Source organism: Paraburkholderia acidipaludis NBRC 101816 (genome assembly GCF_000684975.1).
In the GTDB taxonomy this organism is placed as follows: Bacteria; Pseudomonadota; Gammaproteobacteria; order Burkholderiales; family Burkholderiaceae; genus Paraburkholderia; species Paraburkholderia acidipaludis.
In genome coordinates this window covers 56,272-73,220 of record NZ_BAXZ01000003.1, presented here as the reverse complement: position 1 = coordinate 73,220, position 16,949 = coordinate 56,272, and the positions used below count along the sequence as shown (strand labels likewise).

Here is a 16,949-nt window from a genome sequence, read left to right as displayed (position 1 = left end):
GGGCGGCCGGTTCCGAGCGCCTGCCACGGTTGCGGCTCCGTTACAAAGTTCAGCGCCGCGCCCCCCGCAGCCCGGCTACCGCGTCCTGCAACCGTTCCAGCGTCGCCTCACCGGGCGCGAACGGCTCGCCCACCGCGAGCGTGAGCCGGCTCGTGAATCCTCGGCGCACGGGACGCTCCTGGCCCGAATCGGCGTGACGCGAAAACGCGCTGCCCCACAGCCCGCGCAGCGCCATCGGCACGACGGGCACGGCCGAGCGGCGCAGGATCTCGGTCACGCCGTGGCGGAACGGATTGATCTCGCCGGTACGCGTGAGCTTGCCCTCCGGAAAGATGCAGACGAGATCGCCCTCGGCCAGCGCCTTCGCACAGGCGTCGTAGGCGGCGGCAAGACGCCCGGCGTCTTCGTGCGCGGGGGCGATCGGAATCGCCTTCGCGTGGCGGAACACCCAGCCGAAAACGGGATGCCGGAAGATGCGGTGATCCATCACGAAGCGGATCGGCCGCGGGCTTTCGGCCATGATCACGATCGCGTCGACGTAGCTGACGTGATTGCAGACCAGCACGGCCGGCCCCTCGGCCGGAATGCGCTCGACGTTCACGAGCCGCACGCGATAGACGGTGTGCACGAGCACCCATGCGACGAAGCGCAGCAGGAACTCCGGCACGAGCGCATAGATGTAGGCCGCGACCACGATATTGAGCAGCGCGGTCGTGAGGAAAATGCCCGGAATGCCCACGCCCGCCTTGCTGAGGGCGATGGCCATCAGCGCCGAGACGATCATGAACAGCGAGTTGAGGATGTTGTTGGCGGCGATGATGCGCGCGCGGTGGCTCGGCGCGCTGCGGCTCTGGATCAGCGCATAGAGCGGCACGCTGTAGAAGCCGCCGAACATCGCGAGCAGGAACAGGTCGGCGAGCACGCGCCAGTGCGCGCCCACGCGCAGGAATTCGCCCACGGTGAGCAGATGCGAAGCGGCCGGCAAGGCATGGCTCGCGAAGAACAGATCGATGCCGAACACGCTCATGCCGATGGAGCCGAGCGGCACGAGCCCGATCTCGATACGCCGCCGCCCGAGCCGCTCGCAAAGCAGCGAGCCGATGCCGATGCCGAGCGAGAACATGGCGAGCAGCACGGTGACGACGTCGGGATCGGCGGAGAGCACGTCTTTCGCGAAGTTGAAAAACGAAGCGAGGAAGGTCGCGCCGACGAACCAGAGCCACGAGATGCCGAGCAGGCTCAGGAACACGGTGCGGTCGCCGCGCGCAAGGCGCAGATTGCGCCAGGTCTCGGAGAACGGATTCCAGTTGATGCGCAGATCGGGCTGCGACGACGGGCAGGTCGGCACGAACGCCGACGCGAACCGCCCGGCGAGCGCCACCGCAATGCAGATGCCGCCGAGCCACACGACGCCCGCCGGGGCCGCGCCGCTGCCTGCGCCACCGTTCACGCCCTCCCCCGCGCCCGAGGCCGCCGCCACGCCGCCCACGATCGTCCCGAGCAGAATCGCAACGAAAGTCCCCATCTCGACGAGCCCGTTGCCGCCCACCAGCTCGTCCGTGCCGAGCTTCTGCGGCAGGTACGCATACTTCACCGGACCGAACACGGTCGAATGGACGCCCATCAGAAACGTGCAGGTGTACAGCAGCAGCACGTTGTGCAGCCAGAAGCCCGTCGCGCCCAGCAGCATCACGGCGATCTCGAAGGTCTTGACCCAGCGCGTGAGCACCGCCTTGTCGAACTTGTCGGCGACCTGGCCCGAGGTGGCCGAAAACAGCACGAACGGTACGATGAAGATCGCGGAGATCAGGAACGCCACGGTCTTCGGATCGACGCCGGAAAAACGCGCGGCCTGATACGTGACGAGCGACGTGAACCCGATCTTGAAGACGTTGTCGTTCATCGCGCCCAGAAACTGCGTCCAGAAGAACGGCGCGAAACGGCGCTCGCGCAGCAGGGCGAACTGCGAGTGCGAGGTGTGGCCCTCACGCTCGCGCGGGGAACTTCGGACAGCGGACATCGGACGGTCGCTCATCGAGTGGAACGGGATGGGAGGGAAGGCGTGGAGACCAGACGCGAAAAAGCGCGCCTGACGCGCGCTTTTTCATACTATGGACGAAACGTGACGTTAGCGGGCATGAGCCGCGCTTCATTCAGCGCGCCGGCTGGCGCTCCTCGTCGGGCCAGTCGCGGATATACGCTTTCAGCAGGCGGTTCTCGAAGCCCTGCTCTTCCACGACCGCCTTCGCGACGTCGTAGAACGAGATCACGCCCATCAGCGCGCGGCTCTCCATCACGGGCAGATAGCGCACGTGATGCTCGAGCATCATGCGGCGCACTTCGTTCACGTCGGTTTCGGGCGTGCAGGTGATGGGATGGTCGTCCATGACCTTGCGGATCGTAGAAGTGCCGACGCTGCCGCCGTTCTTGTGCAGCGTCAGGATGACTTCGCGGAACGTCAGCATGCCGACGAGGTCGCCGTACTCCATCACGACGAGCGAGCCAATGTCGTGCTCGGCCATGCTGTTGACGGCTTCGTGCAGCGAAGTGTCGGGCGTGACGGTGAAGAGCGTGCTGCCCTTGACCTTGAGAATGTCGCTCACGCGCATGATGTGTCTCCTGAAATGCTTTGTAGATGGGGGGAGATGCTGGAAAGATGCCTACCTGTTTTCGATCCTAGCGGAAAGACCGCCAAAAAGAAAGCAACCCCGGGAAAGCAACCAGGGAAAGCAGGGATCAAGCAACGGCGCGAGCGGAAAAGCCGCGCGGCGCAGCCATCCGGCACGAAAAAGCGCGAGCAGGGCCGACCGGACGGACGGCGCACGCGGGTCGCCCGGCCGCTGCGGCGCTTTCACGGACAGCGGACGGTGTTATACGATGGCCGGACCCTTGATCCAGCGCCGGTTCGACGCCGGCCGCGCCGCCACGATGCCCGACACCCGTTTCGACACGCTCGCGCTGCACGCCGGCGCGGCGCCCGACCCCGCCACCGGCGCCCGCGCGACGCCGATTTATCAGACCACGTCGTTCAGCTTCCGCGACACCGACCACGCCGCCGCGCTCTTCAACATGGAGCGCGCGGGGCATGTCTATTCGCGCATCTCGAACCCGACCGTCGCCGTGTTCGAGGAACGCGTCGCCGCGCTCGAGGGCGGCGCGGGCGCGATCGGCACCGCGAGCGGCCAGGCGGCGCTGCATCTGGCCATCGCGACGCTGATGGGCGCGGGCGCGCACATCGTCGCTTCGGCGGCGCTCTACGGCGGTTCGCACAACCTGCTCGACTACACGCTGCGGCGCTTCGGCATCGAGACCACCTTCGTCAAACCCGGCGATCTCGACGCCTGGCGCGCCGCCGTGCGGCCGAACACGCGCCTTCTGTTCGGCGAAACACTCGGCAATCCGGGCCTCGACGTGCTCGACCTCGCCGCCGTTGCGCAGATCGCGCACGATCACCGGGTGCCGCTCCTCGTCGATTCGACCTTCACCACGCCTTACCTGCTGCGCCCGTTCGAGCACGGCGCGGACTTCGTCTATCACTCGGCGACGAAATTCCTCGGTGGCCACGGCACGACCATCGGCGGCGTGCTGGTGGACGGCGGCGCGTTCGACTTCGAGGCGTCGGGGCGCTTTCCCGAGTTCACAGAACCCTACGCGGGCTTTCACGGCATGGTCTTCACCGAGGAGAGCACGGTCGCGCCATTCCTGCTGCGCGCGCGCCGCGAGGGCCTGCGCGACTTCGGCGCATGCCTGCATCCGCAGGCCGCGTGGCAACTGCTGCAGGGCATCGAGACGCTGCCGCTGCGCATGGAGCGGCATGTCGCCAATACGCGGCGCATCGTCGAATTTCTCGTGGCGCACGAAGCAGTCGAGTCGGTAGCGTATCCCGAGCTGCCGGGCCATCCCGATCACGTGCTGGCGAAGCGCCTGTTGCCACGCGGCGCGGGCGCCGTGTTCAGCTTCAACCTGAAAGGCGGCCGCGAAGCCGGCAAGCGCTTCATCGAGTCGCTCGCGCTCTTTTCGCATCTCGCGAACGTGGGCGACGCGCGCTCGCTCGTGATCCACCCCGCCTCCACGACGCACTTCCGCATGGACGCCGCCGCCCTCGCCGCCGCCGGCATCGCGGAAGGGACAATCCGGCTCTCGATCGGACTCGAAGACCCCGACGATCTGATCGACGATCTCAAGCGCGCTTTGAAAGCGTCGCAGCAGATACCGAAGCAGGCCGCCGGCAAGGAGGCCTCATGATCGTCGACGTTCAGGGCAAGCCGGCCTATGCCTACACGGGCGGTCGCCCGTTCGACCCGGCGCGGCCGGTGGCCGTGTTCGTGCACGGCGCCCAGCACGATCACAGCGTCTGGGGCCTGCAGTCGCGCTACTTCGCGCATCACAGCTTCAGCGTGCTCGCGGTCGACCTGCCCGGCCACCTGCGCAGCGCGGGCCCGGCCCTCACGAGCATCGGCGCGCTCGCGGACTGGCTGGCCGCGCTGCTCGACGCGCTCGGCGTGCAGCAGGCGTTCGTGGCCGGGCACAGCATGGGCTCGCTCGTCGCGCTCGAATTCGCGGCGCGCCATCCCGAGCGCGCGCGACGCGTCGCGCTGCTGGCCACGGCCTTCCCAATGACGGTCTCGCCCGCGCTGCTCGACGCCGCGCGCGAGCGCGAAGCCGAGGCGATCGCGCTCGTGAACCAGTGGTCGCATTCCACGCTTGCGCCGAAGCCCTCGAGCCCGGGCCCCGGCTTCTGGCTGCGCGGCATGAACCGGCGGCTGATGGAGCGCGTCTCGGCGCGCGGCGAGCCGCAGCTTTTCCATGCCGATTTCGCGGCCTGCAACGCCTACGCCGACGGTCTCGCGAGCGCGGCGAAGGTGCGCTGCCCGGTGCGGCTCGTGGTGGGCCGGCGCGATGCGATGACGCCGCCGCGCGCGGCGCGCGCGATTGCCGACGCGCTGGGACAGGCTGGCGTGCCGGTCGATACGGTGACGCTCGACGCGGGCCACGCCCTGATGACCGAGCAGCCCGACGCCACGCTCGACGCGCTGTACGCGTTCGCATCAGGGCGCTAGGGCAGCTTGCTCTGCTTTGCGGCGGGGGGCTCCGCGAGACCTCGCGCCGCCGGGTTGCAGCGCCTCGCGGATCGCCGGAAAATGGAAGCGTCCACGGACCCGAGGCGCGGCGTCCGGACGGTGCGCGAAGCGGGCCATCGAGGCCATCGCGCAAAGGGGGAGACCATGAGCCATACCGCCCACACCGAACACTTCGCGAATTTCGCGGAGTTCTATCCGTTCTATCTGAGCGAGCACCAGAACCTCATGTCGCGGCGGCTGCATTTCATCGGATCGCTCGGCGTGATCGGCTGCGTCGCCATGGCCATCGCCACCGGCAGCTGGTTCTGGCTGCCCTTGGCTGTGGTCTGCGGCTACGGCTTTGCCTGGGTCGGCCACTTCGCGTTCGAGAAGAACCGGCCCGCCACCTTCCGCCATCCCGTCTACAGTCTGATGGGCGATTGGGTCATGTTCTCGGATATCTGCCGCGGAAGAATCTCGCTGTAGCCGCCCGCCGCCTTAGCGGCCCTGCTGGCGCCTGCCGGCGTTGTTGTTACGCCGGCTGATGCGGCATCGGCGCGTGCGCTTGCCCGGCTTCCCCGGCGGCGTCCGCATGGGCACGCCGCGCCGCCAGCAACGTGGCTAACGAGACCGCGAGCTTGTCGTTGTCGAGCGCGCCCAGCAGCATCGCCGCGTCGATGGCGCTCGTCCTCAGATTGAGCTGATAGGCCAGCTCCTTGCGGTCGATCACGAAGCGCCCGAACAGGCTCGCCACGCTGATCCGCGCCGGGTTCGCGAGCAGCAGGAAATGCGGCTTGGCGCCGTCGCTTTCGAGGCGCGCCACGAGTTCGTCCTCTTCCATGCCGCCGAGGAGCCGCGTCACGGTCGAAAGGTCGCGCCGCAAGACCTGCGCGAGCTGGTCCGCCGTGCGGCCGGGCTGGCCCGCGTCGCGCGCCTCGTCGAGCCGCGCAAGCAGCTCCAGCGCGTCGAGCAGATCGCTGCCCGGAAAGCGCGGCCGGTCGAAGCGCCCGCTGCGGATCTCCGGCAAGGCCGACACGATCATCGCGCCCACGAGCGTGATGAACCAGCTCAGATACATCCAGAGCAGGAACATCGGCGCGGCCGCGAACGCGCCGTACACGGCCGTATAGGTAGGAATGCGCCGCACGTAGTAGCCGAAGCCGCGCTTGGCCAGCTCGAAGGCGATCGCCGCGGCAAGGCCGCCCACCACGGCGTCGCGCCACTCCACGCGGCAGTTCGGCAGATAGACGTAGAGCATCGTGAACGCGAGCGCGGTGAGCGGCAGCGCCGCGCCCATGAGCGCCCAGGCGAACATCATCGAGACGTGCTGCTCCGTGGCGACGGCAAACGAATGCGTGAACAGATACGACGAAATCGACAGGCTCACGCCGATCAGGATCGGCCCGAGCGTGAGGATCGCCCAGTACACGAGCACGCGCTGCGCGAAGGGCCGCGGCTTGCGCACGCGCCAGATCACGTTGAACGCGGACTCGACCGTCATCATCGTCATCACGGAGGTGACGAACAGCACGATCATGCCCATCGTCGTGAGACCCTTGGCCTTCGACGCGAACTGGTTGAGATACATGAAGATCTGGCTGTTGATCTGCGCCGGCATCAGGTGATCGGCAAGAAATGCCTGCAGCGAATTCTGGAACGACGCGAAGATCGGGAAAGCCGTGAAAAGCGCGAACGCCACCGTCGCGAGCGGCACGAGCGAAAGCAGCGTCGTGAACGTGAGACTGCCCGCGACCTGCGGAATGCGGTCCTCACGGCTGCGCCGCGCGGCAAAGCGCGCAAGGCGCTTCACCACATCCAGATCGAAACGGATTTTCGACAACACGTCCATCGGCCTGCGCACCTGAAAGCAAAACGTCGAACAAAGCGCCGCCCGGGCAGGAATGGGAGCGGCAAACCCAACCCCTATAATATCCCGTCAACCGACGAGGCCCGATGAAACCCATCCTTGTGCTCTATTACAGCCGGCACGGCGCGACGCTCGCACTCGCGCGCGCCATCGCCCAGGGCATCGACAGCGTCCCCGGCGCCGAGGCGCGCGTGCGCACCGTGCCGGCCGTCTCGACGGTCTGCGAAGCCACCCAGCCCGACATCCCCGACGACGGCCCGCCCTACGTCGAACTGCGCGACCTGGAGCAATGCGCGGGCCTCGCGCTCGGCTCGCCCACGCGCTTCGGCAACATGGCCGCCCCGCTCAAGTACTTCCTCGACGGCACCACGCCGCAGTGGCTTTCGGGCGCGCTCGCGGGCAAGCCCGCCTGCGTGTTCACGTCGACGGGCAGCCTGCACGGCGGCCAGGAAAGCACGCTGCTCTCGATGATGCTGCCGCTGCTGCATCACGGCATGCTGCTCGTGGGCATCCCCTACACCGAGACCGCGCTCACGACCACGGACGGCGGCGGCACGCCCTACGGCGCGTCGCACCACGCGCGCGCAGACGGCCGCAGCCACGGGCTCACCGCCGAAGAGAAGGCGCTCGCGGTCGCGCTTGGCGCGCGGCTCGCGCGCGCGGCGCTCGCGCTCGCGCACGGCGAGCGGCCGTGAACAGGCCAACGCCGCAGCCCGCCACGGCCAGCCGCGCCGCCGCGCTCGGCGCCTTCGTCACGCTCGCCGCGCTCGCGCTCTTTTGCGTCGCCTGGGAATGGCGGCTCGCGCCGCTGCGGCCCGGCGGCAGTGCGCTCGTGCTCAAGGCGCTGCCGCTTCTGATCGCGCTGCCCGGCGTGCTGCGCCGCCGCCTCTACACGCTGCAGTGGGCGTCGATGCTGGTGCTGCTCTATTTCGCCGAGGGCATCGTGCGCGGCATGAGCGACCCGGCGCCGGAAAACCGCCTGGGCTGGATCGAGGTCGCGCTCGCGCTGGCCTTCTTCGTCTGCGCGCTCGCCTATGTCGCGCCGTTCAAGCGCGCGGCGCGGCGGGCGAAGCGCGAAGCCGCATGACGCCCGCATGACGCCCGCATGACCTGCCGGTTGCCCGTCCACGCACCGCTGGCGCGCGCACCGTGTCACACTGAACCCTTCCAGCCCACCGACAAACGCCGGGTCCGCGACAGCAGCGCGCACCCGCGGACCGCTCCCAAACGATCATGAGTCAGGCTCACCCCGATACCTCCACCGCCTTCCTCGACGCCTGCATCGCGGCGCTCGGCGCCCAGCACGTCCTCACCGACGCGCACGACACCGCCCCCTTCGTCACGGACTGGCGCAAGCGCTATCAGGGCGCCGCGCGCGCGGTGCTCTGCCCCGCCGACACGCGCGAAGTGGCCGCCGTCGTGAAGCTCGCGCACGCCCACCGCATCGCGCTCGTGCCGCAGGGCGGCAACACGGGACTCGCGGGCGGCGCCACGCCCGACGCGGCCGGCGGCGAAGCCGTGCTGAGCCTGCGCCGCCTGAACCGCGTGCGCGAGATCGATCCGCACAACAATACGATCACCGTGGAAGCGGGCGTGATCCTCGCCGAGGTCCAGGCGCGCGCCGCGGAAGCCGGGCGCCTGTTCCCGCTCTCGCTCGCGGCCGAGGGCAGTTGCACGATCGGCGGCAATCTCTCGACGAACGCGGGCGGCACCGGCGTCCTGCGCTACGGCAACACGCGCGAGCTGTGCCTCGGCCTCGAAGTCGTCACGCCCGAAGGCGAGATCTGGGACGGTCTGCGCGGCCTGCGCAAGGACAACACGGGCTACGATCTGCGCGACCTCTTCATCGGCGCGGAAGGCACGCTCGGCATCATCACGGCTGCGGTCATGAAGCTGCATCCGCAGCCGGCCGCGCGCGTCACGGCACTCGCGGCACTCGGCTCCGCGCATGCCGCCCTCGACTTTCTCGCGCTGGCGCAGCGTTATGCGGGCCCCCTCCTCACCGGCTTCGAGCTGATGTCGGACTTCTGCATGCGGCTCGTGGGGCGCCATTTCCCGCAGCTGCGCTATCCGTTCCAGACGCACCACGCGCAGGTCGTGCTGCTCGAACTTTCGGACAACGAGAGCGAAGAACACGCCCGCGCCCTGTTCGAGCGCCTCATGGAAGCGGCTCTGGAACAAGGCCTCGTGGAAGACGCCGTGGTGGCCGAAAGCCTCGCGCAATCGCAGGCGTTCTGGAATATTCGCGAGCACATTCCGCTCGCGCAGGCGCAGGAGGGGCTGAACGTGAAGCACGACATCGGCGTGCCGATCTCGCGCATCGGCCATTTCATCGAGGAAACCGACGCCGAAATCGCCCGCACGGTGCCGGGCGCGCGCATGGTGACGTTCGGCCATCTCGGCGACGGCAACCTGCACTACAACGTGCAGGCGCCAGAAGGTGTCGATCCGAAGTCCTTCCTCGCCGAAAACGAGAAAACGCTGAACCGCATCGTGTATGACAGCGTACATCGCCATCGCGGCACGATCAGCGCGGAACACGGCCTCGGGCAACTGAAGGTGGATGAAGCGGCGCACTACAAGAGCGCGGTGGAATTGAGGCTGATGCAGGCGATCAAGGCGGCGCTCGATCCGCTGAACCTGATGAATCCGGGCAAGGTGCTGCGCACGCCGCGCAGTACGGGGGAGGCCTCGGCGTGAAGATTCGCGTGCTGTCCGACCTGCATCTGGAGTACGACGAGCCGGACACGATCCCGCACGCCGAAGCCGATCTCGTCATCCTCGCGGGCGACATTCACAATCACGCGCTCGGCCTGCGATGGGCGGCGGAAACCTTCGATCCGCAGGTGCCCGTGGTCTACGTGCCTGGCAATCACGAGTATTACGACGGCGAATTCGGCGCCCTCGAAACCGCGATGCACGACGCGGCCTCGGCGCTCGATCACGTGCACTTCCTGAACAATGCGACCCTCGTCGATCCCGCGGGGCGCTGGCGCGTGCTCGGCACGACGCTGTGGGCCGACTTCGCGCTGTTCGGCGCCGACGACGCGGCACGCGACCATGCGATCGCCGCCGCCGAACGCGTGATGCTCGACTTTCGCGGCCTGATCCAGGTGTCGTGGCCCGGCAGCCCCGCCGCGCTGGCGCGGGACTTCACGCCCGCGGATTCGCTCGCACTGCATGCCCACGCGCTCGCGTGGCTCGAGGGCGAGCTGGCGAAGCCGTTCGCGGGCAAGACGATCGTCGTCACGCACCACGCGCCGCACCGGCTGAGCCTTGCGGCGCGCTACGCGACCGATCCGGTGTCCGCGGGCTTCGTGAACGATCTCGACGCGCTCGTGCGCCCGCCCGTGGCGCTATGGGTGCATGGGCACACGCATACGTGCTTCGACTACACGGTCAATGGCACGCAAGTTGTCTGCAATCCGCGCGGCTACCGCGATCGCCGCAGCGGCGCGCCGGAAAACCCGGCGTTCGCATGGGACAAGGTGGTGGAGCTGGGGGATTGATACGGCCCGTTGGGCCGGCGGCAACGCAGAATGCGGCTGGCGCGTTTAGCGCAGGTCGCCGCGCGTGTCCCGAACGGCGCCGTCGATGCGCTGCGCGCGCAGCGACACCGGTTGAAGCTGTGCGCGGCGCATGCGCAGCAGATCGCGCGAAGCCGCGATGCCGATCAGGCCCATCATCACGGCGATGCCGATCATCAGATGCGTATCCATGGAAGTCCTCGGGTGCTGGCGAATTGAACGTTGGCGAAAAAGCGTTCCGCTACGTTAGCAAACCGCCGCGCAGCCGGGCGTAAGGAAGTGTTGCGATCGGCCGCAGGTGTAACAGCCTGTCACAACGCGGGGCCGATCACGTGCCGCCGCTCAGGTGCGACCGGCTAGGTGCGCGCGAACTGGCGCAGTTCAGCCTCGTCGGTCGCCAGCGTAGACGGCAAGGTCTCGCGCAGCAGTTCGATCCACGTGCGGATCTTCGCGTCGAGATACTGGCGCGACGGATACATCGCATAGATGTTCATTTCCTGCGACTTGTATTCGGGCAGGATCCACACGAGTTCGCCGCTGCGCAGCCCGCTGATGGCCGAGTACATCGGCAGGACGCCCACCCCCATCCCCTCGCGCAGTGCCACCGCCAGGGCCTCGGCCACGTTCACCTGGAACGTCGAGGGGCCGAGGTCGGTGACCTGGTCGCCTTCCGGGCCGGTGAAGTGCCACTGCGACGCGGGAAAGATCGGCGTCACCATCTGCAGGCATGCGTGCTGGGCGAGATCGGCGGGCGTTTGCGGCACGCCGTGGCGCTCCAGGTAGGCGGGCGAGGCGCAGGCAATGCTGAACGTGCTCGCAATGCGCTGCGAGACGAAGCCCGAATCGGGCAGATCGGTCGCGAGCATGAGCGCCACGTCGTAGCCTTCGTCGAGCAGGTCCGGCATGCGCTGCGCGGCCAGCGTCAGTTCGACGCTCACGTCGGGATAGAGCTGCTGGTACTGCCCCACGGCCGGCACGACATAGTGCTGGCCGAAGCTCGTCATCGAGTAGATCTTCAGCTTGCCCGAGGGCCGCGCGTGCGCGTCGCCGGCCTCCGCTTCCGCCTGGTCCACATACGCGAGGATCTGCTCGCAGCGCTGCAGGTAACGCTCGCCGGCCTCGGTCAGCGCGATGCGGCGTGTCGTGCGGTTCAGGAGGCGCGTGCGCAGATGCGCCTCCAGATCCGAGACGGCGCGCGAGGCGTAAGCCGTCGTCGTATTCAGGTGCTGCGCGGCGCCCGTGAAGCTGCCTGCCTCGACCACCCGCACAAATACCCGCATGTTTTGGAGCGTATCCATAGCCATCCTCTCTATGACGGAGGCATTGTTACATATTTCGTAAGACGGATTATCTCAAATCTCGTAAAAATGCCTTGCACCTTTACCGGTTATTCGGGAATAGATCGAAAAATATAATGACACACACTGATCTATAGCCAATAAAAGGAGTAAATCGTGCAGTCTCCGGTACCGAAAGGACTCGCCGCGCTCACGGTTCTTACGCTCTCGTTGATAATCGCAGGCTGCGCCAGTACCGGGGGCGTCGCACCGCAGGCGAAGCAGACCGAGGCTTCGCAACTCGACGCCGGATCGGCCATCCGCGCCGCCGACACCGACGCCCAGTGGCCCGCCAGCGACTGGTGGAAGCGCTACAACGACCCGCAGCTGAATGCCTGGATCGAAGACTCGATCTCGGGCAATCCGTCGCTCGCGGCTGCCCAGGCGCGCGTGCGCGAGGCGCGCTCGATGGCGGGCGTCGCGCAGGCCGGGCTGCTTCCGCAGATCAGCGGCAACATGTCGGTCCAGCGCGAGCACTGGCCCGACAACGTGTTCTACGGCCCCGGCCCGCTCGCCGACGCGAACACCTGGAACAACACGGCCGCGCTCGGCCTCTCCTATCACCTCGACCTCTGGGGCCAGGACAAGAACACGGCCGAGCGCGCGCTCGACCTCGCGCACGCGAGCGCCGCGGACGCGCGCGCCGCGCAGCTCGAACTCGAAGTGAACGTCACGCGCGCGTATGTCGAACTCTCGATGAACTACGCCCTGCTCGACATCGCGAAGCAAACGCTCGCCGAGCAGCAGAAGGTGCTCGTGCTGGCCCAGCGGCGCCTCGCGGGCGGGCTCGGCACGCAACTCGAAGTGACGCAGGCGCAAACGCCGCTGCCCGAGTACGAGCGCCAGATCGACGCGCTCGAAGAGGCCATCGCGCTCGGCAAGAACCAGCTCGCCGCGCTCGCGGGCAAGGGGCCGGGCGCCGGCGAAGCCATCACGCGCCCGGCGCTCTCGCTCGCGAGCCCGGCGGGCCTGCCCTCGGCGCTGCCCGCCGAGCTGATCGGCCATCGCCCCGACATCGTCGCGGCGCGCTGGACCGTGGCCGCGCAGGCGCGCGGCATCGACGTGGCCAGGGCCGACTTCTATCCGAACGTGAACCTGCTCGTTTCGATGGGCGGCTATGCGGCCGCGGGTCCGCTCTTCCAGTTCCTCAAGTCGCTGAGCGGCAGCTACTCCGCGGGGCCGGCCCTCTCGCTGCCGATCTTCGACGGCGGACGCCTGCGCGCGCAGCTCGGCGCGCAATCGGCCGCCTACGACATCGCCGTCGATCAGTACAACCAGACCATCGTCACGGCGCTCAAGGAGATCGCCGACGAGGTGGTGCGCATGCGCTCGCTCGCCACGCAGGAAGACGATGCCCACCGTTCGGTGACGATCGCGCAGCGCAACTTCGATCTCTCAGAGGAAGGTTATCGCCGCGGCCTCACCGACTACGTGAACGTGCTGATCGCGCAGCAGCAACTGCTGACGGCGCAGCAGGGCGTCGCCCGCATCCAGGCGGCGCGTTTGACTGCGCAAGCCACGCTCGTCGCCGCGTTGGGCGGCGGGGTGATCGACGCGGCGCGCGATCCGGCGGTCGCCACGCCCACCGAAGCCGAGCAACTGCCCGCGCACGGCAGGAAGACTCGTGACATACCGCTCGCGCCGGCCGCCCTGCTGGCGCCGCGTTCGTCGGCTACCGAAGGCGCGAATACGCCCGGCGCCGGCCGTGCGGCTCCCGCGGTCAACTGAGGCAAGCCACGATGCAAGCGTCCTCTCCCCCCGCACAGCCCGCCGCCGAGCGCACCTTCGCCGCGCTGGCCGACTGGGCGCGCACGGACGGCCTCGTCTGGATCTACGTGTTCAAGGCCATCGCCGCGGCGCTGCTCTCGCTCGCCATCGCGATGAAGCTCGACCTGCCGCAGCCGCGCACGGCGATGACCACCGTATTCATCGTGATGCAGCCGCAAAGCGGCCCCGTGTTCGCCAAGAGCTTCTACCGGCTTTGCGGCACGCTCGTCGGCCTCGTCGTGATGCTCGCGCTGATCGGCCTCTTCGCGCAGCAGCCCGAGCTCTTCATCGCTTCGACCGCGCTCTGGGTCGGCATCTGCACCGCGGGCGCCGCGCGCAACCGCAACTTCCGCTCGTACGGTTTCGTGCTCGCGGGCTACACCGCCGCGCTGATCGGCATTCCGGCCTCGCAGCATCCGGACGGCGCGTTCATGTCGGCCACCACGCGCGTATGCGAGATCTCGGTGGGCATTCTCGCGTCGGGCTTCGTAAGCGCGGTCGTGTTTCCGCAATACACGGGCGATCTGCTGCGCTCGACGGTGCGCCGGCGTTTCTCGTCGTTCGTCGACTACATTTCGGCGGCACTCGCGGGCCAGGTGGATCGTTCGCAGATCGAAGCAACCAACCTGCGCTTCGTGGCCGATATCGTCGGGCTCGAGGCCAGCCGCAGCACGGCCGTGTTCGAAGCACCCGACGCGCGCATGCGCTCGGGGCGTCTCGCGCGCCTGAACACCGAGTTCATGAGCGCCTCGACGCGCTTTCACGCGCTGCACCAGTTGATGAACCGCCTGCGCAGCGAAGGCGCCTCGGCCACCGTCGACGCGCTAGAACCGTACTTCCGGGAAATCGCGCCGCTCTTCGCCAAGGCCGGCGAGCCGGTGCTCACGGCCGCCGACGCGGCGCACGTCGCTCGGCAGCTCGACGCCTGGCGCGAGACGCTGCCTGTGCGCGCGCGCGAAACGCGCGCCGCATTGGAGAAGGAGCTGCGCGCAACGCCCTCGCAGGACGCGCACAGCACCGGCGGCACGGCCACCCTGCTCGACTTCGACACCGCCACGGAACTCCTGTACCGCTTCATCCGCGACATGCACGAGTACACGGCGACCTACGCGTCGCTCGCGGTGGACACGCACTCGCGCGAAAAATGGATCGCCCGTTACGTGCCGAAAACGAACGGGATCGCGGCGGGCGTCGCGGGCCTGCGCGCGGCGATCGTGATCGGGCTGCTCGGCGCGTTCTGGCTCGCGACCGCCTGGCCGAGCGGCACGACCCTCGTGCTGACCGCGGCGGCCACCTGCGCGCTGGCCTCCTCCGCGCCGCAGCCCGCGCGCATGGCGACCCAGATGGCCATCGGCACGGTGCTCGCCTCGCTCGTCGGCATGATTCTCGTGTTCGGCGTGTTTCCGCACATCGACGGCTTTCCGATGCTGTGCGTCGCCCTTACGCCGGCGCTCGCGTTCGGCGTGTTCCTCACGACGCGGCCGCCGTATGCGGGCTACGGCATGGGCTACTGCATTTTCCTGTGCTTTCTCGCGGGCCCGGACAACGTCATGCAGTACAACCCCGACAGCTACATGAACGACGCGCTCGCGCTCGCGATGTCGATGGGCGTCACGGCCGCGGCGTTCGCGGCGTTCCTGCCGCCTTCCGCGCGCTGGCTGCGCGAGCGCCTGCTCGCCGACCTGCGCCGCGCGGTGGTGGAAGCGTGCCGCGCACGCTTGACGGAACTGCGGGAACCGCGGGAACGGCGGGGACTGCCGGGCCTGCGCAACCGCTTCGAGAGCGGCACGCGCGACCTCGTGTTCCAGTTGAGCGCGCTGGCCGGCAACGATCAGGCCCAACGCCGCGACACGCTGCGCTGGCTGTTCGCTACGCTCGAAGTCGGCAATGCCGCGCTCGACCTGCGCGACGAACTCGCGACGCTGCCGGCCCATCCGCGCTACGCGAAGGGCACGGCATGGCGCGACGCGATCGACGCGACGCTCCAATCCGTGAGCGCCCTCTTCGACCGCCCGGCCGCGCCGCGCCATGCCGCCGCGCTCGCGGCCACGCGCACGGCCATCGACGCGGTGCAGGGCGTGCTGAACGGCTTCGAGCCGCCGCGCGAAGAACGCCGCCAGCTGCAGCGCATCCTGAGCCATCTGCATTTCATCCGTACCGCCCTCATCGACCCGCAGTCGCCGTTCGCGAGCTGGGCCGAAAGCGAGGGCGCGCATCCCGGCGCAAGCCCTGGAGCCCACCATGCCTCGTGACGTTGCGTTACTGGACGCCTACATTCCCGCGATCGTGCTGCTCTTCATCCTGGGCGCGGCGATCACCTGGGTGCTCGACTCGCTGCTGGCCCGCACGGGCCTGTACCGGGTCGTCTGGCACCCCTCCCTCTTTCGCGTGAGCCTGCTCGTGGTCGTGTGCTGCGTGCTCGGTCTCGCCGTCTATCGTTGAACCGGATTCGAAGCATCATGACACTGCGAAACATCATCGGCTTTATCGCGACGGCCATCATCTTCGTCGTCGCCATCCTGGTCGGCCGCGTGCTGTGGGTCCACTACATGGACGACCCGTGGACCCGCGACGGCCGCGTGCGCGCCGACGTGGTCAACATCGCCCCCGACGTCTCGGGCGCCGTGGTCGAGCTGCCCGTGCACGACAACGAGTTCGTGCACAAGGGCGACCTGCTCATGCAGATCGACCCGTCGCATTACCAGATCGCCGTGGAGCAGGCCCAGGCCGCCGTCGCCGCGCGCCGTGCCGAGCTGACCATGCGCCAGGACGACGCGAAGCGCCGCGCCGACGTGGACAGCCTCGTGGTTTCGCAGGAGAGCCGCGAAAACGCCTCGCATGCCGCCAATTCGGCCCAGGCGCAGTACGAGGAGGCGACCGCCGCGCTCGACGCCGCGAAGCTCAATCTCGAACGCACGCGCGTGATCTCGCCGGTGGACGGCTACGTGACGAACCTGCAGGTGTTCAAGGGCGACTATGCGATCGCGGGTCAGGCCAAGCTGGCCGTGGTGGACAGCCACTCGTTCTGGGTCTACGGCTACTTCGAGGAGACCAAGCTGCCGCACGTGAGGATCGGCAACCAGGCCGAGATCAAGCTGATGAGCGGCGGCACGCTGCAGGGCCACGTCGAGAGCATCTCGCGCGGCATCTACGACCGCGACAATCCGCAAAGCCGCGAACTGCTGGCCGACGTGAACCCCACCTTCAACTGGGTGCGCCTCGCGCAGCGCGTGCCGGTGCGCATTCACATCGACACAGTGCCCGACGGCATGATCCTCTCCGCGGGCACGACCTGCACGGTGGTCGTGAAGCCCGGAACCTGATTGGGCGCGTCTGGGTGCGCCTGGGTGCGCCGATCCCCGGCACGGAACGTGCGGGGCGCGACAGGATA

At 68.3% G+C, this 16,949-nt stretch carries 16 protein-coding genes; 11 read left to right on the top strand and 5 right to left on the bottom strand.

Annotated features, from left to right (window positions below):
• Positions 1 to 49 precede the first annotated feature (49 nt).
• Both BAC01S_RS02980 and BAC01S_RS02975 read right to left on the bottom strand, forming a co-directional pair.
• On the bottom strand, positions 50 to 2,035 hold the full coding sequence (locus BAC01S_RS02980) for an MFS transporter (protein ID WP_027793422.1): 1,986 nt from the start codon (positions 2,033 to 2,035) through the stop codon (positions 50 to 52).
• Between the two features lie 118 nt (positions 2,036 to 2,153).
• On the bottom strand, positions 2,154 to 2,609 hold the full coding sequence (locus tag BAC01S_RS02975; RefSeq protein WP_027793421.1) for a CBS domain-containing protein: 456 nt from the start codon (positions 2,607 to 2,609) through the stop codon (positions 2,154 to 2,156).
• A gap of 319 nt (positions 2,610 to 2,928) precedes the next feature.
• On the opposite strand from BAC01S_RS02975, the gene BAC01S_RS30160 reads away from it, so the two are divergent.
• The 3 genes from BAC01S_RS30160 (at position 2,929) to BAC01S_RS02960 (ending at position 5,546) form a co-directional block, all read left to right on the top strand.
• Complete coding sequence (locus BAC01S_RS30160; RefSeq protein WP_043201164.1) at positions 2,929 to 4,245, top strand: O-acetylhomoserine aminocarboxypropyltransferase; 1,317 nt, start codon at positions 2,929 to 2,931, stop codon at positions 4,243 to 4,245.
• Positions 4,242 to 5,060: an alpha/beta fold hydrolase gene (locus tag BAC01S_RS02965; RefSeq protein WP_027793420.1), complete on the top strand. Its 819-nt coding sequence runs from the start codon at positions 4,242 to 4,244 to the stop codon at positions 5,058 to 5,060. Before BAC01S_RS30160 ends, BAC01S_RS02965 begins: the two co-directional genes overlap by 4 nt.
• A gap of 165 nt (positions 5,061 to 5,225) precedes the next feature.
• Entirely contained in the window at positions 5,226 to 5,546 is a 321-nt protein-coding gene (locus BAC01S_RS02960; RefSeq protein ID WP_027793419.1) for a DUF962 domain-containing protein, read from the top strand.
• A gap of 46 nt (positions 5,547 to 5,592) precedes the next feature.
• Here the strand turns inward: BAC01S_RS02960 and BAC01S_RS02955 are convergent, their stop codons facing one another.
• Positions 5,593 to 6,909: a YihY family inner membrane protein gene (locus tag BAC01S_RS02955; RefSeq protein WP_174442430.1), complete on the bottom strand. Its 1,317-nt coding sequence runs from the start codon at positions 6,907 to 6,909 to the stop codon at positions 5,593 to 5,595.
• 104 nt (positions 6,910 to 7,013) lie between these two features.
• Here BAC01S_RS02955 and wrbA point away from each other — a divergent pair, with 104 nt between their 5' ends.
• From wrbA to BAC01S_RS02935, 4 genes are all read left to right on the top strand, one after another.
• Positions 7,014 to 7,622: an NAD(P)H:quinone oxidoreductase gene (gene wrbA / locus BAC01S_RS02950; RefSeq protein ID WP_027793417.1), complete on the top strand. Its 609-nt coding sequence runs from the start codon at positions 7,014 to 7,016 to the stop codon at positions 7,620 to 7,622.
• Positions 7,619 to 8,014, top strand: a complete 396-nt coding sequence (locus BAC01S_RS02945; RefSeq protein ID WP_027793416.1) for a DUF2069 domain-containing protein — start codon at positions 7,619 to 7,621, stop codon at positions 8,012 to 8,014. The genes wrbA and BAC01S_RS02945 overlap by 4 nt, the downstream gene beginning before the upstream one ends.
• Positions 8,015 to 8,160: 146 nt before the next feature.
• Positions 8,161 to 9,627 carry an FAD-binding oxidoreductase gene (locus BAC01S_RS02940; RefSeq protein ID WP_027793415.1) on the top strand — a complete coding sequence of 489 codons (1,467 nt, stop codon included), beginning with the start codon at positions 8,161 to 8,163 and terminating at the stop codon, positions 9,625 to 9,627.
• Positions 9,624 to 10,436: a metallophosphoesterase gene (locus BAC01S_RS02935; RefSeq protein WP_027793414.1), complete on the top strand. Its 813-nt coding sequence runs from the start codon at positions 9,624 to 9,626 to the stop codon at positions 10,434 to 10,436. Before BAC01S_RS02940 ends, BAC01S_RS02935 begins: the two co-directional genes overlap by 4 nt.
• A gap of 45 nt (positions 10,437 to 10,481) precedes the next feature.
• Here the strand turns inward: BAC01S_RS02935 and BAC01S_RS35000 are convergent, their stop codons facing one another.
• Positions 10,482 to 10,646: a hypothetical protein gene (locus tag BAC01S_RS35000; RefSeq protein WP_169740094.1), complete on the bottom strand. Its 165-nt coding sequence runs from the start codon at positions 10,644 to 10,646 to the stop codon at positions 10,482 to 10,484.
• Positions 10,647 to 10,810: 164 nt separating this feature from the next.
• Complete coding sequence (locus BAC01S_RS02925) at positions 10,811 to 11,752, bottom strand: LysR family transcriptional regulator (RefSeq protein ID WP_027793413.1); 942 nt, start codon at positions 11,750 to 11,752, stop codon at positions 10,811 to 10,813.
• A gap of 156 nt (positions 11,753 to 11,908) precedes the next feature.
• Here BAC01S_RS02925 and BAC01S_RS02920 point away from each other — a divergent pair, with 156 nt between their 5' ends.
• From BAC01S_RS02920 to BAC01S_RS02905, 4 genes are read left to right on the top strand one after another with little or no spacing between them, the layout of a single operon-like run.
• Positions 11,909 to 13,519 (top strand): efflux transporter outer membrane subunit, encoded by a 1,611-nt coding sequence (locus BAC01S_RS02920; protein WP_027793412.1) that lies wholly within the window; start codon positions 11,909 to 11,911, stop codon positions 13,517 to 13,519.
• 11 nt (positions 13,520 to 13,530) lie between these two features.
• Positions 13,531 to 15,810 (top strand): FUSC family protein, encoded by a 2,280-nt coding sequence (locus BAC01S_RS02915; RefSeq protein WP_027793411.1) that lies wholly within the window; start codon positions 13,531 to 13,533, stop codon positions 15,808 to 15,810.
• Positions 15,800 to 16,000: a DUF1656 domain-containing protein gene (locus BAC01S_RS02910; protein ID WP_027793410.1), complete on the top strand. Its 201-nt coding sequence runs from the start codon at positions 15,800 to 15,802 to the stop codon at positions 15,998 to 16,000. Before BAC01S_RS02915 ends, BAC01S_RS02910 begins: the two co-directional genes overlap by 11 nt.
• A 17-nt stretch (positions 16,001 to 16,017) precedes the next feature.
• Positions 16,018 to 16,881, top strand: a complete 864-nt coding sequence (locus tag BAC01S_RS02905) for an efflux RND transporter periplasmic adaptor subunit (RefSeq protein ID WP_027793409.1) — start codon at positions 16,018 to 16,020, stop codon at positions 16,879 to 16,881.
• Positions 16,882 to 16,949: the final 68 nt, after the last annotated feature.